Below are 19,704 nucleotides of genomic sequence, written 5' to 3'. Positions count from 1 at the left end.
GAGTGTTCCAAGTTGGAACCAATGTCCAAGGGCGAGAATTGTCGATCCGACAGCTCGCGATCGGGTCACAGCGAGAATGGCGCAAATATTCTCTTCTGTGGCGGACACGTGGTTACGCCTGCTTCTGGTCGGCGGCCTGTCGCTCGCAGGCGGCAGCATCGTGGCTGCCGTCGGTTTCGCGCACTCGGCCTACATGACGGACACCGGCATCCGCCCACATCAGCCTGTGCCGTTCAGTCATCGCCACCACGCGGGCGAACTCGGCATCGACTGTCGCTACTGCCACAGCAACGTCGACGCCGGTCCGCGCGCCGGCCTCCCACCGACCGAGACCTGCATGACGTGTCACTCGCAGATCTGGACCAACGCGGCGATGCTGGCGCCGGTCCGAAAAAGCCTTGCCGACCACACGCCGATCCAGTGGACCCGCGTCGCAAAGCTGCCCGATTACGTGTTCTTCCGGCACGACATCCACATCGCGAAGGGGGTCGGCTGCGAGAGCTGCCACGGCCGCGTCGACCAGATGGCGCTGACCTATCGCGCGAAAGCGTTCACGATGGAGTTTTGCATCGATTGCCACCGCGATCCCGCGCCGCATCTGCGTCCGAAAGGTCATGTCACGGACATGGCTTGGAAGCCGCCTGCGAACCCGCGCAAGCAAGGCGAAGCGATTGCCGCTCACGAGGGTATCCGTTTCGGCGAGCTCACGCATTGCTATGTGTGTCACCGATGAAGCGGCGCATTGACCATCAGCCTCGGACGGCGGGCGGGGAGCCACTCTGGGCGGGCATCGAAGAGCTCTCGGACGATCCACGATTTCAGGCCTTCATCGAGGCGGAATACCCGGCGGTTCAGCAATTCTCGAAGACGGCACGACGCGAATTCCTGAGATTGATGGGCGCGTCATTCGCGCTGGCGGGGCTGACCGGCTGCGAGAAGAGCTCGTTGGTTGCGGCGCTGCCTTACGTCGACCAGCCCGCCGCCGAGACGCTCGGCCTGCCGCGTTACTATGCGACGGCCGTGCTGCTCGACGGCTTTGCGCAGCCGGTGATCGCCACGGCCTACGCCGGTCGGCCGACCAAGCTCGACGGCAATCCCCGCCATCCGGTCACGCAGGGCCGCAGCGACATCTTCATGCAGAGCGCAGTGCTGCAATTGTACGATCCCGATCGTGCGGCCGCGCCGACCCGGCACGGCGAGCCCGCGAGCTGGAGCGACGTCGAGGCGGCTATCGGCATCATGCGCGAGAGCTGGCGGGTCGATGCGGGTGAGGGCGTGCGGTTGCTGCTCGGACCGACGACGTCTCCGACGCTGCTGCGGCAAATAGAAACCTTCCTGAAGCAATTTCCCAACGCGCGCGTTCATCGGCATTCGGCCGCAGGCGCGGATGCGAGACGTCAAATCGCGGCTGCGGTGTACGGGCAGGCCTTGGACCTGCACTATGTGCTCGGCGAATGCGATGTCGTCGTCAGCCTCGACGACGATTTCCTGGGGCCCGGACCCGACCAGGTGCGCAACGCGCTGGGCTGGTCGCAAGCGCGGCGGCGGTCCGATGACCGGCCGGGCAATCGCCTGTTGATGGCCGAGAGCGTGCCGTCGGCCACGGGCGCGATGGCGGGCCAGCGCTTGGTCGCCGAGGCCCGGCGCATGCCGCTGCTGGCGGAGGCGCTGGCAGGCGCGCTCGGCGTTGCCGGCGCGTCAAAGGCGCAGTTGACGGAGGTCGAAAGCCGCTGGGTCGCGACCGTGACCGACGCCTGCAAGGATCGGGCAGGGCGCTCCTTATTCGTCTCGGGCCTGAGCGGAGGTCCGAGTACGGCTCACTGGATCGCCCGGATCAATGAACAACTCAAAAATGCCGGCCAGACACTCCGGTTTACAGCGCCGATCGCGGGCCCTCCGAATGCCCGCTCGCTGGCTGAGCTCGTGTCGGATATCAATGCGGAGCGCGTCACCGCGCTCATCGTGCTCGACGGCAATCCCGCCTACACGGCGCCCGGTGAGCTCAATGTCGGCGACGCCATCAAGCGCGTGCGCGTGTCGCTGCATATCGGACTGCATCGCGACGAGACCGGCGCGCTGTGCGAGTGGCAGCTTCCGCTGGCCCATGCGCTGGAAAGCTGGAGCGACGCCCGTGCCGTCGATGGCACCGCGACCATATTGCAGCCGCTGATTTCACCGTTCCACGACGTCAAGACGGCGCATCAGATCCTTGCGATGCTGCTCGGCGAGATTGACCCGGTCGTGGACGGCGCCGTGCGCGTGACCTGGCAGATGAGCTTTGGCGATGCGTTCGGAGCGCGCTGGAAGCAGGCGCTGCACGACGGCTTTGTCGACGGCGCCGCCCCCTTCATCACGGTCGCCACCGCGAGCACGGCAATCTCGCCACCAGGCCCCGCCGGCGAACTCGACATCGTGTTCCGGCCCGACCCGACCGTGTGGGACGGGCAGTTCGCCAATGTCGGATGGCTTCAGGAGCTGCCCAAGCCGCTGACGACCGTGACCTGGAGCAACGTGATCGCGGTCAGTCCGGCGCTGGCAAAGCGTCTCGCTGCGGTGAATGGCGATCATGTCGAAGTGGCGGTCGGCGACCGTCGCGTCACCGGTCCGCTCTGGATCATGCCGGGGCAGGCCGGAAGCACCGTCGCGCTCTGGCTCGGCTACGGACGGACGCGGGCAGGGCGTGTCGGCAACGAACTCGGCCACGATGCCTACCGCGTACAGCCCGCGGCCGCGCCGTCGCTGACCGGGGGCAGCCTGCGCAAGCTCGACGCCAGCGAAGACCTGGCGGTGACCCAGCTGCATCATCGCATGGAGGGGGTCGACCTCGTCCGCGAGGTCAGCCCCGGCCATGTCACGCCGCCGCCAAGCCCGGATCAGGCCAGCCTCTATGCGGCCTGGCCATCGTCGAAGAACGCCTGGGGCATGGTGATCGATGTCGACAGCTGCATCGGCTGCAATGCCTGCGTAACGGCCTGCACGGCGGAGAACAACGTGCCCGTGGTCGGGGCCGACCAGGTCAAGGCCGGCCGCGAGATGCACTGGCTGCGGATCGCGCGCTACTACACCGGCGACATCGAACAGCCGCGCAGCTTTTTCCAGCCGGTGCCATGCATGCATTGCGAGGAGGCGCCTTGCGAGATGGGCTGTCCGGTGCACGCGACGACGCACAGTCCTGAAGGCGTGAACCAGATGGTCTATAACCGTTGCATCGGCACGCGGACCTGCTCCAGCTACTGCCCTTACAAGGTGCGACGCTTCAATTTCTTCGACTATCGTGCGCCGGCCGAGTCATCCGAGCATGCCGCCCACAATCCTGATGTCACCGTGCGCTCGCGCGGCGTCATGGAAAAATGCACCTATTGCACGCAGCGCATCGAGGCGGCGCATATCGCAGCCGACAAGGAGAACCGGTCGATACGTGACGGCGAGGTGATCACCGCATGCCAGCAGGCCTGTCCGACCAGGGCCATTGTGTTCGGCGATATCAACGATCCCAATTCCGAGGTGTCACGGCTGAAGCGAGACGGCCGGCACTACGTGCTGCTCGAGGAGCTGGGAACGCGGCCGCGCACGACCTATCTGGCGCGCTGGCGCGACGACGAGGCGCAGGGATGAGCGATCGCACCGACATCCTGCCGACGCGTCAGAGCATGGGCGGAATCGCCGACCAGCTCACCGGCATTCCCCTGCATTTCCCGGCCCAGCGGCGCTGGCTGATCGCGATGGCGTTCGCGAGCGCGCTGCTGCTGTTGTTGATGGTCTCGGTAATTGCGCTGTTCACCCGCGGCGTCGGCATTTGGGGCATCAACATCCCCGTGAACTGGGCGTTTGCGATCCACAACTACGTCTGGTGGCTCGGCATCGGCCACGCCGGCACGCTGATCTCGGCGCTGCTGCTGCTCACCGGCAGCGAATGGCGCAACTCGCTCAACCGCTTCGCCGAGACCATGACCCTGTTCGCGGTGGTCTGTGCCAGCATCTACCCGATCCTGCATCTCGGACGACCCTGGTACGTCTATTGGATGTTTCCCTATCCGGCGACCATGGGGGTGTGGCCGCAGTTCCGCAGCCCGCTGGAATGGGACATCTGGGCGGTTTTGACCTATCTGACGGTCTCGATCGCGTTCTGGTACACCGGCCTGATCCCCGATCTCGCCGCCGCGCGCGACCGCGCGACCCGCCGCGGCTGGCAGATCTTCTTCGGTGTTCTTGCGTTGGGATGGCGCGGCTCGGCCACGCATTGGCTGCGCTGGTCGCAGGCCTACCGGTTGATGGCAGGGCTTGCCGTGCCCCTGGTCGTCTCCGTCCACAGCGAGGTGTCGCTGCTGTTCGCCGCGGGACAAATCCCCGGCTGGCATTCGACAATTTTCCCACCTTACTTCGTGCTCGGCGCTGCCTTCTCCGGCTTCGCCGTCGTGTCCATCATCGCGGTCGCGCTGCGTTCGTGGTTCGGATTGCAAAACCTCGTCACCGACGATCACCTCGATCTGCTCGGAAAAGTGCTGCTCGCCACCGGCTTGATGACGGCCTATGGTTACGTCTTCGAAGTGTTCGACGCGCTCTATTCCGGCGAGCCTCATGAGCTCCAGACGCTGGCCAATCGTTTCACCGGCGCCTACGCCTGGTCGTATTGGGGCGCGGTGGTCTTCAACTTCATCCCGCTGCAGGCGCTATGGTGGCGCGTCGTCCGGCGGACCGGATGGATGCTGCTGCTGATCTCGGTCTCCGTCGCGGTCGGTATGTGGCTCGAGCGCTACATGATTCTCGTCACCAGCCTCTACCGCGACTTCCTGGTCTCGTCCTGGGGCCACTTCACGCCGACGTTCTGGGACTGGTCGACCTATTTTGGCACGATCGGTCTCTTCCTGGTGCCGTTCCTGATCGCCATCCGGCTGATCCCCATGATCTCGATCTTCGAGACCAAGGAGCTTCTCCACCAGGAGAAGGAGGAGGAGCGGCATGGCTGAGGAATTCTACGGCGCGCTGGCCGAATTCAAGAGCCCCGAGGACCTGATCACCGCCACGCGGAAGGCGCGCGCGGCCGGGTACCGCAATCTCGACGCTTTCACGCCGTTTCCGGTCGAGGGGCTGGACCGCATCCTGCACCTTCCGCGACCAAGGATCTCCTTCGTCGGGCTGGCGGGCGCCATCTTCGGGGCCGGGATCGCGCTCGCGATGCAGCTCTATACGAACTACGACTACCCGCTCAATGTCGGGGGCCGGCCGGTCTATGCGCTCTCGGCCTTCGCAGTCGTGACTTTCGAACTCACCATCCTGTTCTCTGCGCTGGCCATGCTGTTCGGGATGCTCGTGCAAAATGGGTTGCCGCGGCTGAACTATCCCGTGTTCGGCGACACACGCTTCTTTCGCGCCAGCAAGGACCGCTTCTTCCTCTGCGTGAGCGCGGAAGATGCCAAGTTCAGTGCCAACGAGACCCTGGTCTTTCTCAGTGGCACGGGGGCGCTTTCGGTGGAGCTTGTGCCGGGATGAACAGACTACCGTTCATCATCGCGCTTGCGATGCTGCTCGTTGGCTGCGACCAGAACATGGATTCGCAGCCCCGCTACAGCGACTATTCGCGCGCGCCGCTGTTCCGGGGCAGCGTGCTGCGGCGCCCGCCGGCTAATACCGTCGCCCGCGACGATCTCGACCGGGAGAAGGCCGCGACCACCAGACCAACGCTTTCCATCGAACTTTTGGCGCGAGGACGGCAGCGTTTTGGCATCTTTTGCTCGCCCTGCCACGGCGCCGGCGGCGACGGCAACGGCATTGTGGTCCAGCGCGGCATGCCGCATCCGACGAGCTATCACGACCAGCGGCTGCTCACCGCCGACGACCAGCACTTCTTCGACGTGATCACCAACGGCTATGGCGCGATGTATTCCTATGCCGCGCGGGTGCCGCCGGCCGACCGCTGGGCGATCGTCGCCTATATCCGCGCGCTTCAGCTCAGCCGCCACGCCTCGCTCGACGACGTGCCCGCGGACGAGCGCGCCAGGCTGGAGGCCTTGCCATGAGGCGTCGTATCGGCTTTGTCACAGCGGTCACGGGCCTGATCCTGATCGCCGGGCTCGTTCTCGACGCGCGGTCGACGGTTGCCGCTTATCTCGCTGCCTGGATCGCGTGGAGCGCGGTTCCGATCGGAGCGCTGGCGCTGTTCATGACCAGCTATCTGGTGCGGCGACGCTGGACCGAGGCGCTGCATCCTGTCTTTCTGGCGGCCACGGGCACCTTGCCGGTCGCGGCGCTGGCGTTCATTCCGGTCCTTCTCTTCATGAAGGAGGTCTATCCGGCCGCAGCCGATCCGTCGTCATTGCCGCCATTCAAGGCGGCCTGGCTCATGCCGTGGTTCGTCATATTGCGAGCCGTGCTTTACTTCGCGGTCTGGATTGCGTTGGCCAGTTGGCTCCGCGGCGCCTGGCGCAATGACGAGCCCATGGTGCGCGCAGCCTCGACCGGATTGATCGTGTGGGCGCTGACCGCGTCGTTCGCAGGGATCGACTGGATGGAGGCACTGGAGCCGGATTTTCACTCGTCGATCTACGGCCTGCTCTATCTCAGCATCGCGATGGTAAACGGGACAGCCTTCGTCGTAGCGGCCGGGCTATTGTCGATGCGGCAGATCGGACCGAGCCGCGGCTACAGCGCGCTGCTGATGTCGGTGTTGCTGCTGTGGTGCTATCTCCACGCTATGCAGTACATCGTCATCTGGTCGGGCAATATCCCGAACGAGGTCTCCTGGTACATCGCGCGCTCCGACAACGGTTGGCAATATGCCCTCGCCGGGGTCGCCTTCGGGCAATTCGTGGTCCCGTTCTGCGCGATGCTGAGCTCCAGGGTACGCTCGGACCCGCATTGGCTACTGGCCCTGTGCGCGCTCACGCTGGCGATGCGGTGGCTGGAATCCGCGATCCTGATCCTGCCGGCCATTCACGGGCTTTCCGCCGCCACGACCGTCGTGATGCTGATTGCTGCCCTGCTGCTTGTTGGCTCGGTTCTGTGGCTTGCGTTCGACGCGCTGCTGGCGCGGGAGGCCGAGCGGAGAGCGCCGCTGGACGTCATCTGGCCGCGAATTCGCGGCGAAACAGCAGCCCGATCAGTCCGCCAAGGGCGATGAGGCTGATCGAGGCGGCGGCGAGCAGCAGCCGCCGAGCCGCGAACGTATAAGTGCCGCTGGCCGGATCAAAACCGTAGCAGAGCAGATGGATCTGGTCGGTCCAGCCTCCGACATGTCCGCGGCCGGCCTCGACCAGCGCCAGCCGCAGGCTGGTCGCATCGACCGCCAGCGCCGAGAGCGCGCGCGAAATTCGCCCGTCTGGCGTCACAACGAAGGCAGCAGCGGAATGGGCGAATTGGTCGTGCGCGGCGTCGTAGACCGTGCGCAACCCGAATACACCGGTCAATGTCTCGACGTCCGATGCCGCTGCACGCAGGAAATAGCTGTGGTCCGGCAGGTCGCTTCTCGTGCTGACCTGCGCGGTTTTCATGGCCAGCGCCTGGGCCGCGCTGTCCTTGGGATCGAGACCGACGACGATGAGCCGGAAATCCCTGCCCGCCTTCAATCCGGTATCGGCAAGGGCGTTCGATACGATCGATATCGTCGGTCCGCAGAGCGTCTCGCAAGTGTAATCGGCGAGAATCCAGACGGTGGGAATATCGCCGAGCCAGCTTTGCAGCGGTGAGTTGCGGTCCCTCAGATCGCGCATCTCGGTACGCAAGGGCAGTTGGGCGTCGAGGTGAGGGACGAGGCCGACCTGCTCGAGCTGCGAAGCCGTGACGGCCGCGCGCGCCGGCATCGGAGCCGCGAGGCAAACGACAAGCGCAACGATCCATCCCGCGACCCCTGTGCGGGCTTTCCTTTCGGAATTGCCGATCAAGCGTTGGGCCTGCAAAATCTCTGGATCTCCGGATGATGCCTGCAACGAACATGCGCAACTGACAGATCGTGGATCAGCAGGTCCTCCATCGATTAATGTCCTTGGTGAAGAAGCCCATATTGTACGTTTCCTTTCGCAATGGCGGCTTTGGAACGCCGCTTCCATACGCAAGTTCCTATTGCCGGGCGCGGCCGGGAGACGCCCGGGCACTCCGCGAACCCATGACGATTGGTGGCTATGAGGGACAGCAAGTCGGAACGCGCCGAGATCCGGGATCCAGTTCATCTCTGCATCGACATGCAGAACATCTTTGCGCCCGGAGGTCTGTGGGCAACGCCATGGATGGAGCGCGTTCTGCCGACGGTTGCAGCGATCGCGTCGCGCTATCGGGCACGAACCATCTTCACGCGCTTCATTACGCCGCAGCAACCGCACGTGCGCGAGGCGTTGCGCGATTTGAGCATGCTGCACGCGCTCAATCCGCCCTCCAGCTTGGTCAGCCTCGGCGTCTGGTGCGAGCCCACCAGGCTGATCCGAAGTTCGGCGCATGCGGGCGAGCTGACCAAGCTGTGATGCCGTTCCTTCAGGGGTCCATGAAGCGCTGCAGGCCTGCAAATGGCAGACCTGTTACGCGGCTTGCAGACGCCATCGTCGGCTTAAGCGGCTGAGCCTCCCCTCAGAAGATTCCGAAGAGGGTGAACACCGCGACCTCACCCACGAAGGCGACGGTCATGATTGAAACCGTGAGAACCACGTCGCCTATCGGCATTGGGGCCATTGGCTGCTGCTTCTCGCTCGAATGCCCCTGTGCTGAATTCATGAAGGCATGAAAAGGTTTCGGTTCCGAGGGCTGCGTCCGGGCGCTTTCTGGGGCAACCCCAAGGACATGGAGCAAATCGAAGATCGGCGCTCGTCATGACGGGCGCCTGACCAAGGGTAGGCCTCGTCGGCTGAGACACCCCTTCGGCCGTTAGGCGAAGGCCAGGCTGGCTGGAAGCGCAAACCTCGCTCCCTGCCGTATTTCCGCCGACGATACAGCACGGGGTCTTCAGCGCGGGAAGGCTGCCGCAGCTTCCGGCTTCCGTCTCCTCGGGCAAGCCGGAACTCGCCCTTCCGAAGGGATCCGAACGCCACCTAGCCGGCCACTGACGCCAGCGTGATCTACGAGCAGCTGCTCATGGTCGTGGGCCTGCTGGACGCCAAGATCAGGACGATCCGCGAAAGACCGGCGTTCCCAGGGTAGTGGAGGAATGCTCAAGGGATGGCTGGGTGGCACCAACAAGCTGAAGCGGCAACTATCGGCGCAAGGACCTGGATACGCGCGCTTCCGACTCGGTCCGGCTAGTTGTATTTTAACCGGAGTTCCTGAGGCGGCGGTATAGAAGCCGTACCAAGAAATGTCGCGGAAGGCCGGTTCGATGAGACCATCGACTTCCATCGCTGAGCACGGCAACCAGGTTCGTGAGATCCTGAACCGCGCAGGCATGCGCAACCCGAAAGTGTTCGGATCGGTGGCGCGCGGCGAGGACACCGACTTGGACATTCTGGTCGAGGCGCCTCCGGGCACCTCGCTTTACGATCTGGCACGGGTCGAGATCCAACTCGAAGAGTTGCTCGGCTGCAGGGTCGAGGTGCTCACGAAAGGCTTCATGGCGCCTGAGATGCGACTGGTCCTCGCAACCCAGGCTTTACGTGACGCCCGTCTTTCTACGGTTTGGCACTCAGCTAGGTGTTCACCGCCGGCGTGGGCCTTCCGCGTCGCGACGTTTCACTTTCGACATGGCCAATTGGAGCTTTTAGCCCACTGCTCTTGGCTCCGGTCAGCACATCTAGCGCAGCGCGCGTCCGGTCTCAGAACTTGAGCGTGGTTCTGAGACCGAACACCAAAGCGTTCCTGAGAGCCTTTCCAGCGAGCGGGCCCGCCGGCAGCGTTGCACCGCCGCCGGGATGGACGATGTACTGGAAATTCGGTTGCACCGTCCAGCCATCCTTGACCTGATATTGATAGACTGCAGTCAGCAGGCCTTCAAAGCTTCGCACCGGCCAATTCGGATCGACGAGCGTCCGATAATCCCAGTCGAGCGCCTGCGCCCGTTTCGAAACGTGGGCATAACCCGCTGCGATCCCGAATTTGTCGTCTGAACGGTCGTCGCGCAGACCGATGAATTCGATGCCGGCATCCGCGTACAGATCGATCAGGTTGCGATCGGCAGGCGCGCCGGCAACGCGAGTGAACACGCCGATGCCGCGATCGTCGCTATGCGGTACGCGATAGATCTGTTGCTCGAACACTGCCCAGCCGCCGATGTCCCCCGACAACAGCAGGGGCCCGCCGCTGCTGGCGGGAGCGGCGAGCGAGACCCCATTCGACGCGAGGTGCTGGTCCGTGAAGGAGCCGAAGTGCCGCCAGCCCCCGAGCTTGATCTGGCCGCTCAGGTTCGGATCGCCCTTCTTGTTGTTCCAGGCGTACTGGATCTGCCCGAGCAGGAGAGGCGGATCGTTGACGCGGAAATTCACGCCATAGCGGTTGCGCTCCTGCGGATCGCCCGGACCGGGACCGGCCTGGTCGCCATCGAAGATTCCGCCAAGTACCGCAAGCTGGTCGGTCACGTTGACGAGCAGGCGGGCTCCCATCGCGGCCAAAGGCGGCGAAGGTCCGCCGCTGGGCAGGTCGAGCGACGTGACGGCCGGCCAACCCATGGAAGCATTCGTGAACACATCGGTGTACTTGGTGTTGAAGAATTCGCTGTCGGCGGCCAGCTGCCCGAACTTCAGCGAGAGCTTCTTCGCGCCCCACTGCTTTTCGAAATAGGCTTCGTACAGCCGCGTCGACGGCAGAGCTTCGATTCCGCTGACGACGAAAAAATTCTGCAGATTGGAGCGCGACAGCCCGTCGCCATGGATCTGGAACATGTTGGCGTGAAAGGTGAGCTTGTCGATCCCGACGAGCTTCTGCAGATCGATGTCCACGGCCAGGCTAAGTCGGCCTTCGTAGATCGCGCCCTGCTTCAACCCTCCGGACGCGTTGCCGAACACCTCGCCGATGTAGGTCGCGGCGAATTTGACGCCGTACTTCTGCAACGGATTGGGCAGAAGGCCGAGCGTCTTCTCCTCGACGGTGCTCTCTCCCGTGTCGGGATCGGCCGGCTTGTCGTCGTCGGTCTTCTTGTCCTCCTGCGCCATGGCGTTGGCTGCAAGGAGCAAAACGACCGACATCGAAAGAGCCGCTTGCCGGTATGCCTTCCTTGGCCGAGACACGGGAGCTCCTCATGCTGGAAGTGCCTTCAGGGATTTGCCTGATCTTCCGGCGCAAGTCCACCGGTCCACGAGGGCGACCTTGCCTTCGGTCGTTTGGGATCTTAGGTCGCCTGCCTCTCCGAATTGGGGCAGCTACTCTGACACTCGCGGTGTTCAAGATTCCGAATTCCAAAAGCGAAAAATTGCGCTAGGATGAGGCTTTCCCGCATGGGGCATTTCATTTCATGTTCGACACCTCCACTACCGCGCTTTTGCGCGCGGTCCTCGACGAAGTCCGCGAGAGCGTTTCGCGCCGCGAGAGCGGAGTGCGCACCCACGTCGCTGCGAAGATTCTGGAAGCTGCTACGCGCGGAGAGGTGTCGCCCGAAGGTCTCAGGCAGGTCGGGCACCAAGCTCTCTCGCAAGCGCCGACCATGTGGCGCTGACCGGACCGAGGGGGCGGGGGTGAATTTTCAGGTCACGGTGCTGAAGATCCTGGTGGGCTACCCGGATGGATTTGCCGTGATGGCCGACCTCAAGCGCGACATGGCGATCCTGGCGACCAGCGGTCGGGACTGGGCCGATCGCACCAAGCGGCTGGCGGCGCGCATGCCGGACCTCGACATCTTTTCGCAAGGCCTGGTCGCGCGCGAAAGTGGCGGCTGGAAGATCACCGTCAAGGGGCGGATGGTGCTGGAGTTCATGGAGGCGCGCCCGGTCGCCGAGCAGGCCATAGAGTCGGAACTAGCCGTAGACGCGCCGCTGCCGTCGCTGCCGCAGCCGGCCGAGCGGGCGAGGCGGCGTCGCGAACGTCGGGAGCGTGCGCGCGGCGCGCGGGAACGGGCGCGGGCGAACGCTTCCTCTGCGTAGTGGCGCCGTACAGAACGCTACTGGGATCGAAGCCGCAGCTCATTGCGGCGAGGAGAGCGCATCCGCGCAGGTGCGTGATCTCGTTGCCGACCAGTGGATACTCACGGCGCCGAGATCGTCCGAAATCCCGGAACTTCCGGATCACGGTGGCATCGCCGAAGTCGTCCATCGCCGGATCCCTGCGGCTGAAGGCGACGGCGCCGGATCGAACCGGTGTCCCGATGGGTAGTCTAGCCTGCCGGCGGACCCGGCAAATTCCCGAGAATGCGGTGGTCCTCCAGCAGGACGGCTTCCGGAACAGCAGGTCGCGGATCCAGATCATTCCGTTGCGGCTTTCCAGCCCCTGAGGGCCGTCCCCGTGCTGCGCTCGACCACGTCTTTGGCGACGGCTTTCGCGCGTTCTTCGCAGCGCGCGCGCAGATCCTCGAGCTCGTCCGCGCTCAGATGCTCGATTCCCACGAAGCTATTCTGCACGATACCCGTCCGGATCAGCTCATCCAGTTTCACCTGGATCGCGGCACTGTCCCGGTTCTGCGAGTTTTGGATCAGGAAGACCATCAGGAAGGTCACGATGGTCGTCCCGGTGTTGATGACGAGCTGCCAAGTGTCGGAAAACCGGAACAGCGGTCCTGTAACGGCCCAGATGACGATTACCGCGCAGGCTAGGACAAACGTCGATGCACGCCCCGCCCCCTGCGAGGCCTTGTTGGCGATGGACGCAAACAGCCGCCGATGCCGGCGCTCGCTTTCCTGATGGCCCTGCCGCATGGCATTCCTCCTTTCCGAATGAAATCCCGCTTAGCCGCCGGTCGCGAATCCTGGGTAGAGGCTCATCCCTCCGTCCACGAACAAGGTGGCGCCAGTGACGTAGTCGGCCATGTCAGAAACCAGCCAAGCCACCGTCTGCGCGATGTCGTCCGGTTCTCCGATGCGCTTGTACGGCACCAACGTCATGAGCCGTTCGTAGGCATCCGGGGTCTCCCATGCGGGCCGGTTGATGGGCGTGCGAATGGCGCCAGGAGCGACCCCGTTTGCGCGAATGGCAAATGGGGCGACTTCCTGGGCGATGCTGCGCATCAACTGCATGACGCCGCCCTTCGACGCTGCGTAGTTGACGTGACCGGCCCAGGGTATCTCCTGGTGAACGGAGCTCATGAACACGAGCTTGCCCGCCGCCGCGGAGATTCGGCTCACCACGCCGCGTTTCTTGAACTCACGAACGGCCTCTCGCGCGCACAGGAATTGGCCCGTGAGATTGACGTCGATCACCTTCCTCCACTGCTCGAGGGTCATCTCGTCGAAAGAGGCATCTCTCTGCAAGCCGGCGTTGTTCACCGCAATGTGGAGGGTCCCGAAATGATCGACCGCGTGGGCGAACATCGAATTGACCTCGTCCTCCTTGCTGACGTCCGCCTTGATGGCGATGGCGCGGCGACCGCCGGCTTCGATTTGGTGCGCCACCTCCTCCGCCGCGGCCGGGTCGGCCACGTAGTTCACGACGACGTCGGCGCCCGAAGCAGCGAGACCCAGCGCCACAGCCTTGCCGATCCCTGAATTTGCGCCGGTGACCAACGCCGGTTGTCCCTCCAGGACGACGGGAAAACGGACGGCTGAACGCTGTCTCGCGCCCGGCGGGACGGGTCCGGCAGGGTCGGTTGTCGCTTCAGGCATGGTTGGCTCCTGCAGTCGTGCTCTGCGCTCCTTCGCTCGGCAGCGACTTCTTTCCGCCGCGTGTTTCGGAGGGCTTGTCGCGGTGAGTGAGGTTGTGCGCCGTGTTCACCAGGGCGATGTGGGAGAATGCCTGCGGGAAGTTGCCGACCAGTCTGCGCTTCGAGACATCGTACTCTTCGGAGAGCAATCCGACGTCGTTGCGCAAGGAGAGAAGCCGCTCGAACAACGCCTTCGCATCGGCCGCACGGCCTATGAGCTGATAGGCATCGGCGAGCCAGAAGCTACAGGCCAGGAACATACCCTCGCCCGGCGGCAGTCCATCCTTGGTTGCGCCCGTGTCGTAGCGGCGCACGAAGCCATCCACGACCAGGTCGCGTTCGACGGCTCCTACGGTCGAGATGACACGTGGATCATCCGGCGGGAGAAAGCCCACGGCAGGAATCAGCAACAGGCTGGCGTCGAGCTGAGGCTCGCCATAGACTTGAACAAAGGACTTGCGGTCCTCGTCGTATCCGCGCCGACACACGTCCGCATGGATCGCATCCCGGACCGCGGTCCAATCGTCGACCGGCCCCTCCATCCCGAATTCCTTGGCGGACTTGATCGCACGATCGAAGGCCACCCATGCCATGATCTTCGAGTATGTGAACTGCTTGCGGCCGCCTCGGACCTCCCAGATGCCTTCGTCCGGCTCGGTCCAGATTGCCTTCAGATGATCGAGCAACGCGCATTGGACGGCCCATGCCCGCTTGTTCTCGGCGAGCCCCCCGCGCCGCGCCTGGTAAAGCGCGTCCATCAGTTCGCCGTAGACGTCCAGTTGTAGCTGCTGGTGGGCGGCGTTGCCGATCCGGACCGGCTTCGAATTTTCGTAGCCGGACAGCCATGGCACTTCCCACTCGGTCAGCCGGCGTTCGCCGGTGACCGAGTACATGATCTGCAGTTGGTCGGGGCTGCCGGCGACCGCGCGAATGAGCCAATCGCGCCAGGCGCGAGCCTCGTCGTAGTATCCCCCGTCCATGAACGCGAGCAGCGTGAGCGTGGCATCCCGAACCCAGCAGAACCGGTAGTCCCAGTTGCGAGGGCCGCCGAGCTGCTCGGGCAGAGACGTCGTCGCGGCCGCGACGATCCCGCCACTCGGCTCGAACGTCAGCGCCTTCAGCGTGATGAGGGAGCGGAGAACCTCGTTCGAATACGCCCCAGCCGCCCGGCATCGGCTGGACCAGTCCCGCCAAAAACGCTCGGTGTACTCCAGAAGCTGGAAAGGATGCGCGGCTGGCGTTTCCTCCTGATAGGAAATCTGATGACTGAGCACCAAGGCTCTACGTTCGCCCGCCGAGACCACGAACGAGCCCACGGTCGCCATCTCCTCGCCCTGCAGCGGCACGTCAGCCCGCAGCACCAGCATGGAGGCTCCGGCCACCAGGGATCGTGCGCCATCATCAAGCCGGCTGACCCATGGCACGGAGACGCCGTAGTCAAAACGCGCCGCCAATTCGCTCCGCATCTCGACCCGGCCATCGAGTCCTTCGAGGATCCGGACGATGCGCGATTTGTCGGATTTGGGCGGCATGAAGTCCGTGACACGAACGCTGCCGTCGTCGGTTCTGAAGGTCGTCTCCAGGATCAACGTGCCCGGCCGATACCGGCGCTCGGCTGAGCGCGACGCCACGGGCGCGACGCGCCAATAGCCGTTGTCTTCGGACCCGAGTAGCTTTGCGAAGCAACTGTCGGAGTCGAACCGCGGCAGGCAAAGCCAGTCGATGGAGCCATCAAGACCCACCAACGCTGCGGTCTCGCAGTCGCCAATCAGTGCGTAGTCTTCGATTCGAGCCATAGGGAAACATTGCGGGCAATAGGTGCCGCCTCCGTAGACTCCAGCCGGGTTGGCTCAATGCTTCTTGCGCTCCAATGTTCCTTGGGCACACTCAGAGAACCATCCTGCTGCTCGAAAAGCGGATGGCGCAGAAGGTTGCGACCTGCGAGCAGGCCTTTTCGCGATCGCTCCAATGACGCGCCAATAGGCTGATGCACCTTTCGCTTGGCATCGGTCGCGGCTTCAATCCTGATTCATCCCGGCAATGACGCCAAGGAACCATCCGCTGAAGAAAGCCGTACTAAGCATCATGAGATTGGCCGTTGCGGAGAGGCAAGTTTGTCTTGAACATGGTCGAATCCGATCAGCCCCCAGCAGCGTACAAATGAGAGCGCCGAATGCAGGGGCCAAAGCGCCCGCCGCCGCGTGCGAGCCGATGGGCCGGGGCAGCCCCGCGCGAGTTCCGTGAGAGATTCCAAGGATCGACGGAACGATACCTCGAAACTCAAGACGATCACGATCAGACAGGCAGCGAGGAAGTACGTGGACATGTGCCTAAGAGCATTATCGGCTCATTTCAAAAGCCGAGCAGATCGAAGTTTACCAATTGCGATATTGATTCCTTAAACGGGCGCGACGCGCACAACGTCCGCTGTGGGTCAGAAATGCGAAGAACTCGACGTGAGCAAATCTGGTCCGCCATGCTTCAGTGAGCAGGCCTCAATGAAGCGGGCCGCTACTTCGCTGATGGGCCAACAAGCGACATCCGCGCGGTCCGATAGAGATAAAAGAGACCGCCAACGGAGGCAACCTCGATAAACTACTTCACGTCTGTCATCACGGGTCTGTCTTTGGTCTTGATGCCGATCACCCGCGTCTTCGATGGCTTGTCCGTAGCGTTCCGGCCGAAGTGCTTGGTGTTCGGTGGCGTGTACACAACTTCACTGGCGTTAACTATCTTGGTTCCGACACCGTCGATTTCAAAGATCTGCTCGCCCTCGATGAGGTAGACGGCTTCGTAACCTTCCTCATGCTGGTGCAGCGGAAGCCGAAAGCCAGACGACCACTCTGCTGCGTAGATGATTGCCTCTTGGCCGGGCAGATTGACCAAGTCCGTCTTGAATATTCGCTTGGTTACGTATCCCGGCACCTGAGCGCGGATGCTGTCGGGCAAGCCCAACCCAATGATGATGCCGCCCACAAAAGGCCCGCCGAAAAAATAAGGCGTTTCATGACGCACTCATCGTCGAGCCACCTTCGGGTGGCGTTCCTGAGACCCAACATCTAAGACGCTTGTCATCCCAGCACCCGCTGGCGCAGGGAGATCCGTCGGATCAGCCGGGGTTCATGCCCTTCGATTTGATGATTGCAACTGCCGCCGGACCTTTAAGGTAATCAATGAGGGCCTTGGCAGCGGTGGTCTCTTTGGTTTCTGATCCAACCGCGGCCGTAAACACCACATTTTGTTGCAGTTCGGCCGGAAGTGGCCCGACGACATCCAAACCGGGAGCGGTGAGAACGTTGATAAGGAATAGGCCCAATTCGACTTCACCCTGGGCAACCACCGCGACGACCTGCGCAGGGTTGGGCTGCGCCCTCATCTTCGCCTTCATCGGCTCGGTGATTCCAAGGCGATCAAATACCTTTGCGATTGAATAGCCGGTGGCGCTCTCCGGGATCGAGGCAATGGACTGAGCTTTGAGCAGCGTTGCCTTGAGCGCGTCCGCGTTGCCGATTTCAGGCTTTTGAGCGCCAGAGCGGATAGCAACGCCGAGGCCAACGTGGGCAATATCGATTGTCGGACCTGCCGCGAATTTAGCTCGGGACGACGCGTCCTGCATAACTTCGACAGGTACAACACCAACATCAAACGGCTTGCCCGACGTAGCCTCCTTTATGAGGTTCGGAGTGGTGCCAAAGAAAATCTCAAGCCTGTGACCAGAGGCTTGCTCGAACTGCGGTTTGATATCTGCCCAAACGCCTGACATTGCTCCACCCGCCAGAAGCCTGAGTTCGGCAGCCTGCACGTTGGCGGACGGCGACAGCACGAGCACCAGACCCAGCACTGAGGCGGCCACTGGGAGCGAATACCTCTTCATGACAAAACACCTCATTTGCGGCGCTCTATGACGGGATTTTACGGATGGCACGCGCACCAGCATGAATATTCACGCTTCTCGGCATTCCTGCAAGATAGACGACGGCTACGCCCGATGTCTCGGTTGTTGGGTCAAAAGCGCCGTTGACTGGCCTCGTGTCACTTCCTGTCTCCCCCGATCAGCAGATCCTATTTAAGGCAAACCGAATTTCGCCATCGGGCCAGAAGGCGACATTCAAGGTGTAAGAAGAGCGACACCACTGGCTTTCAGCGCGAAGGGGTCGTCGCGCCTCAAACGCGCTCTTTTGCAGGAACTGCCAGACGCGGCCAGGCTCCTGTCTGGAATCAGCCAAGGCGATGCTGATCTCCGCGAGTGCGGCGACAAGGACGGATCCACAAGCCCGATCGGCGGAAGAAATATCGCGCGATGAACAGGTGCCGCTACGCGGCGAACGCGTTGGGCAGCATGCGTAGACGTTCGGTCGATCGGCGGTGAGCTCAGATGGGCCGTGATCCTGCTCCTCGTCCTCGGGATCTGTCTGGTAGAGGCGCGGCGGAGGCGCAGCGCACGTGAAGACGGCTACGCCATGATGCGCTGGCCCCTCGGCTGCGATGGTCCTCGCCCTCGCCCCGAGGAGGTCTTTTGCGGAGCCAGCCGGCCTATCGCCACATGGTGGGCGCCTCGTTCCAGGCTCTCCGCCCGACCTGCTTGAGCAGGAGCTTCGAGGCCACATGTGTCCGGGTGCCGGTTTCATTGCGGGACACGGTTTCGCAGACCTCATCGAGGACGGCGCGCAAGAGCGCTGTCGTTTCGGCGTCGAACATGGAGATATCCCCCTGCGATGGCCGCATGATGCATCCCCCGTCCGCTGCCGGGATTCAAACAAGTAAAATGCTGCAAGAAAATTCACCCGAAACCGGACTTCCCGCGATGCAGGATGAGCGCAGCCCCGCCTTTGGGGACTGGGGGGGCTTGAGGGCGGAGCCACGCAGGCCACGCATTGGCGCGCAGCCTGAGGAAGCAACGACACCGGACCGGCGTCGTTCCTCGCTACGGGAAAAGCTCCGAACTCACGAATGTTGCAGACTCCGGCTCCGGACATCGTATGATCCGCGTCTGGGATTAGAGGGATGATCGCATCGAGCACCGATCGGCCGAAGTGTCCGGTATGCAAGCACCGGATGGTGCTGGCGCGCATCTCGCCTGGCGCACATGGCTTCGAAGAGCGCACGTTCGAGTGCTCGACCTGCGAGCGGACCGAAAAGATCTCGATCGCCGTGGATCCGATGAAGACGGACGCGGTCGGCTGGCTCGCCGGCGAGCTCAAGCCTCCGAAGTGAAGCGGCTTCGGCCATTGCAGTACGGAGAGCCGCCGAGCGGCGTGGGTCGTCAATCAGATCTTCCTCGCGGACATATCCGCGCTCAGCCGCCGCCGCACCACGATTGGGATTAATCCAAGGGACAGATCCATATTCGGTTGGCGCGTGAGAGCCAGTTCACACGTGCTGGCGCGAACATCCGCTACCCTTGCCGTCGTCTTCGCTTTCTTCGAGGAGATCAAAGCATGGATTGGGCGGCCAAGGCGCTGGCGAACGCGACCGGCACGGATGTAGACATAGAGCAATTCAAGACCGTCGCGATCTTCGGTGGCGCGGGTCTGCTGCTGTCCATGGCGGCGGTCATGACCTTCAGCCTCGATCTCGGGGCCGCTCTCTTCTGAACGACTGCCCGCAGGGCCGCTTCCGTGAGTGGCGCGGCTTGACTCGCCGGCCGCGGATATACTCAACTCCTGCGATCAGTGATGTTGCGGGGTGCGTCATGGAGCAGCAGGAGTTCTACAGAGGTCTGGCACAACGCGTGCGCGACCTGGCCGAGAAGGCCGATCCCTTCACCAGAAGGCGTTTGCAGAAGCTGGCGGAGCAATACGACCTGAAGGGCGGTAGCGCCGTACGGCCCGCGAGAGCGGTCGAGCGCCCCCCGCCGGTGCCGCGCACGACGCCGCCGGCGTCGATCTTCTCCGGACCGGGCGAGGCCTGACGCCCACGCCCTCTTGTCGTTCTTGGTGGTGGCGCAGCGCGCCCCGATCGAGCGTGGCCGCCTTCCCGCAGCGCGCGAAGAGAGCCGCCGACGGACTCTG

20 protein-coding genes and 1 pseudogene are annotated in these 19,704 nt (G+C 63.3%); 13 read left to right on the top strand and 8 right to left on the bottom strand.

Annotation, left to right across the window (positions count from 1 at the left end; translation table 11 throughout):
* Nucleotides 1-76 precede the first annotated feature (76 nt).
* Genes IVB27_RS30155 through IVB27_RS30130 form a run of 6 tightly spaced genes read left to right on the top strand, consistent with a single transcriptional unit; the run spans nucleotide 77 to nucleotide 7,117 of the window.
* Nucleotides 77-733 (top strand): cytochrome c3 family protein, encoded by a 657-nt coding sequence (locus tag IVB27_RS30155; RefSeq protein WP_247446510.1) that lies wholly within the window; start codon nucleotides 77-79, stop codon nucleotides 731-733.
* The gene (locus tag IVB27_RS30150; protein ID WP_247446509.1) at nucleotides 730-3,615 is read left to right on the top strand and encodes a TAT-variant-translocated molybdopterin oxidoreductase; all 2,886 of its coding nucleotides are present in this window, start codon (nucleotides 730-732) and stop codon (nucleotides 3,613-3,615) included. Before IVB27_RS30155 ends, IVB27_RS30150 begins: the two co-directional genes overlap by 4 nt.
* Nucleotides 3,612-4,967 (top strand): NrfD/PsrC family molybdoenzyme membrane anchor subunit, encoded by a 1,356-nt coding sequence (gene nrfD, locus IVB27_RS30145; RefSeq protein ID WP_247446508.1) that lies wholly within the window; start codon nucleotides 3,612-3,614, stop codon nucleotides 4,965-4,967. The genes IVB27_RS30150 and nrfD overlap by 4 nt, the downstream gene beginning before the upstream one ends.
* The gene (locus IVB27_RS30140) at nucleotides 4,960-5,490 is read left to right on the top strand and encodes a DUF3341 domain-containing protein (protein WP_247446507.1); all 531 of its coding nucleotides are present in this window, start codon (nucleotides 4,960-4,962) and stop codon (nucleotides 5,488-5,490) included. The genes nrfD and IVB27_RS30140 overlap by 8 nt, the downstream gene beginning before the upstream one ends.
* Entirely contained in the window at nucleotides 5,487-6,017 is a 531-nt protein-coding gene (locus IVB27_RS30135; RefSeq protein WP_247446506.1) for a c-type cytochrome, read from the top strand. The genes IVB27_RS30140 and IVB27_RS30135 overlap by 4 nt, the downstream gene beginning before the upstream one ends.
* Nucleotides 6,014-7,117 carry a hypothetical protein gene (locus IVB27_RS30130; RefSeq protein ID WP_247446505.1) on the top strand — a complete coding sequence of 368 codons (1,104 nt, stop codon included), beginning with the start codon at nucleotides 6,014-6,016 and terminating at the stop codon, nucleotides 7,115-7,117. The genes IVB27_RS30135 and IVB27_RS30130 overlap by 4 nt, the downstream gene beginning before the upstream one ends.
* On the opposite strand, the gene IVB27_RS30125 is transcribed toward IVB27_RS30130, so the two are convergent.
* A complete protein-coding gene (locus IVB27_RS30125; RefSeq protein ID WP_247446503.1) occupies nucleotides 7,059-7,796 on the bottom strand; it encodes an SCO family protein in 738 nt (245 codons plus the stop codon). The two genes, IVB27_RS30130 and IVB27_RS30125, sit on opposite strands and share 59 nt — an antisense overlap.
* A 318-nt stretch (nucleotides 7,797-8,114) precedes the next feature.
* On the opposite strand from IVB27_RS30125, the pseudogene IVB27_RS30120 reads away from it, so the two are divergent.
* Nucleotides 8,115-8,318: pseudogene (locus IVB27_RS30120) on the top strand (cysteine hydrolase); the annotation flags it as partial.
* Between the two features lie 977 nt (nucleotides 8,319-9,295).
* A complete protein-coding gene (locus IVB27_RS30115) occupies nucleotides 9,296-9,739 on the top strand; it encodes a nucleotidyltransferase family protein (RefSeq protein WP_247446502.1) in 444 nt (147 codons plus the stop codon).
* Here the strand turns inward: IVB27_RS30115 and IVB27_RS30110 are convergent.
* The gene (locus IVB27_RS30110; protein WP_247446501.1) at nucleotides 9,729-11,093 is read right to left on the bottom strand and encodes a carbohydrate porin; all 1,365 of its coding nucleotides are present in this window, start codon (nucleotides 11,091-11,093) and stop codon (nucleotides 9,729-9,731) included. The genes IVB27_RS30115 and IVB27_RS30110 overlap by 11 nt on opposite strands.
* Nucleotides 11,094-11,359: 266 nt before the next feature.
* Here IVB27_RS30110 and IVB27_RS30105 point away from each other — a divergent pair, with 266 nt between their 5' ends.
* Both IVB27_RS30105 and IVB27_RS30100 read left to right on the top strand, forming a co-directional pair.
* On the top strand, nucleotides 11,360-11,560 hold the full coding sequence (locus IVB27_RS30105; RefSeq protein ID WP_247446500.1) for a hypothetical protein: 201 nt from the start codon (nucleotides 11,360-11,362) through the stop codon (nucleotides 11,558-11,560).
* A gap of 19 nt (nucleotides 11,561-11,579) precedes the next feature.
* Complete coding sequence (locus IVB27_RS30100) at nucleotides 11,580-11,984, top strand: hypothetical protein (RefSeq protein WP_247446499.1); 405 nt, start codon at nucleotides 11,580-11,582, stop codon at nucleotides 11,982-11,984.
* Nucleotides 11,985-12,302: 318 nt separating this feature from the next.
* Here IVB27_RS30100 and IVB27_RS30095 read toward each other — a convergent pair whose 3' ends face one another.
* The 6 genes from IVB27_RS30095 to IVB27_RS30070 form a co-directional block, all read right to left on the bottom strand.
* A complete protein-coding gene (locus tag IVB27_RS30095; RefSeq protein WP_247446498.1) occupies nucleotides 12,303-12,752 on the bottom strand; it encodes a low affinity iron permease family protein in 450 nt (149 codons plus the stop codon).
* Between the two features lie 30 nt (nucleotides 12,753-12,782).
* Complete coding sequence (locus IVB27_RS30090) at nucleotides 12,783-13,655, bottom strand: SDR family oxidoreductase (RefSeq protein WP_247446497.1); 873 nt, start codon at nucleotides 13,653-13,655, stop codon at nucleotides 12,783-12,785.
* Entirely contained in the window at nucleotides 13,648-15,489 is a 1,842-nt protein-coding gene (locus IVB27_RS30085) for a glycoside hydrolase family 15 protein (protein ID WP_247446496.1), read from the bottom strand. Before IVB27_RS30085 ends, IVB27_RS30090 begins: the two co-directional genes overlap by 8 nt.
* Nucleotides 15,490-16,288: 799 nt before the next feature.
* On the bottom strand, nucleotides 16,289-16,708 hold the full coding sequence (locus IVB27_RS30080; RefSeq protein ID WP_247446495.1) for a cupin domain-containing protein: 420 nt from the start codon (nucleotides 16,706-16,708) through the stop codon (nucleotides 16,289-16,291).
* Nucleotides 16,709-16,802: 94 nt separating this feature from the next.
* Entirely contained in the window at nucleotides 16,803-17,567 is a 765-nt protein-coding gene (locus tag IVB27_RS30075) for a molybdate ABC transporter substrate-binding protein (RefSeq protein WP_247446494.1), read from the bottom strand.
* A gap of 659 nt (nucleotides 17,568-18,226) precedes the next feature.
* On the bottom strand, nucleotides 18,227-18,391 hold the full coding sequence (locus tag IVB27_RS30070) for a hypothetical protein (protein WP_247446493.1): 165 nt from the start codon (nucleotides 18,389-18,391) through the stop codon (nucleotides 18,227-18,229).
* A gap of 306 nt (nucleotides 18,392-18,697) precedes the next feature.
* Between IVB27_RS30070 and IVB27_RS30065 the strand changes: the two genes are divergently transcribed.
* The 3 genes from IVB27_RS30065 to IVB27_RS30055 all read left to right on the top strand — a co-directional run bounded on the left by IVB27_RS30065 (nucleotide 18,698) and on the right by IVB27_RS30055 (nucleotide 19,604).
* Nucleotides 18,698-18,907, top strand: coding sequence for a response regulator (locus IVB27_RS30065; protein WP_247446492.1), 210 nt, complete (start codon nucleotides 18,698-18,700; stop codon nucleotides 18,905-18,907).
* A gap of 224 nt (nucleotides 18,908-19,131) precedes the next feature.
* Nucleotides 19,132-19,287: a hypothetical protein gene (locus IVB27_RS30060; RefSeq protein ID WP_247446491.1), complete on the top strand. Its 156-nt coding sequence runs from the start codon at nucleotides 19,132-19,134 to the stop codon at nucleotides 19,285-19,287.
* 98 nt (nucleotides 19,288-19,385) lie between these two features.
* Nucleotides 19,386-19,604 carry a hypothetical protein gene (locus tag IVB27_RS30055; RefSeq protein ID WP_247446490.1) on the top strand — a complete coding sequence of 73 codons (219 nt, stop codon included), beginning with the start codon at nucleotides 19,386-19,388 and terminating at the stop codon, nucleotides 19,602-19,604.
* The last annotated feature ends 100 nt before the right edge of the window (nucleotides 19,605-19,704 follow it).

The organism is Bradyrhizobium sp. 197 (assembly GCF_023073375.1).
Classification (GTDB): Bacteria; Pseudomonadota; Alphaproteobacteria; order Rhizobiales; family Xanthobacteraceae; genus Bradyrhizobium.
Note: the sequence above shows the minus strand (reverse complement) of the source record. Positions and strands in the feature narration are given on the sequence as shown.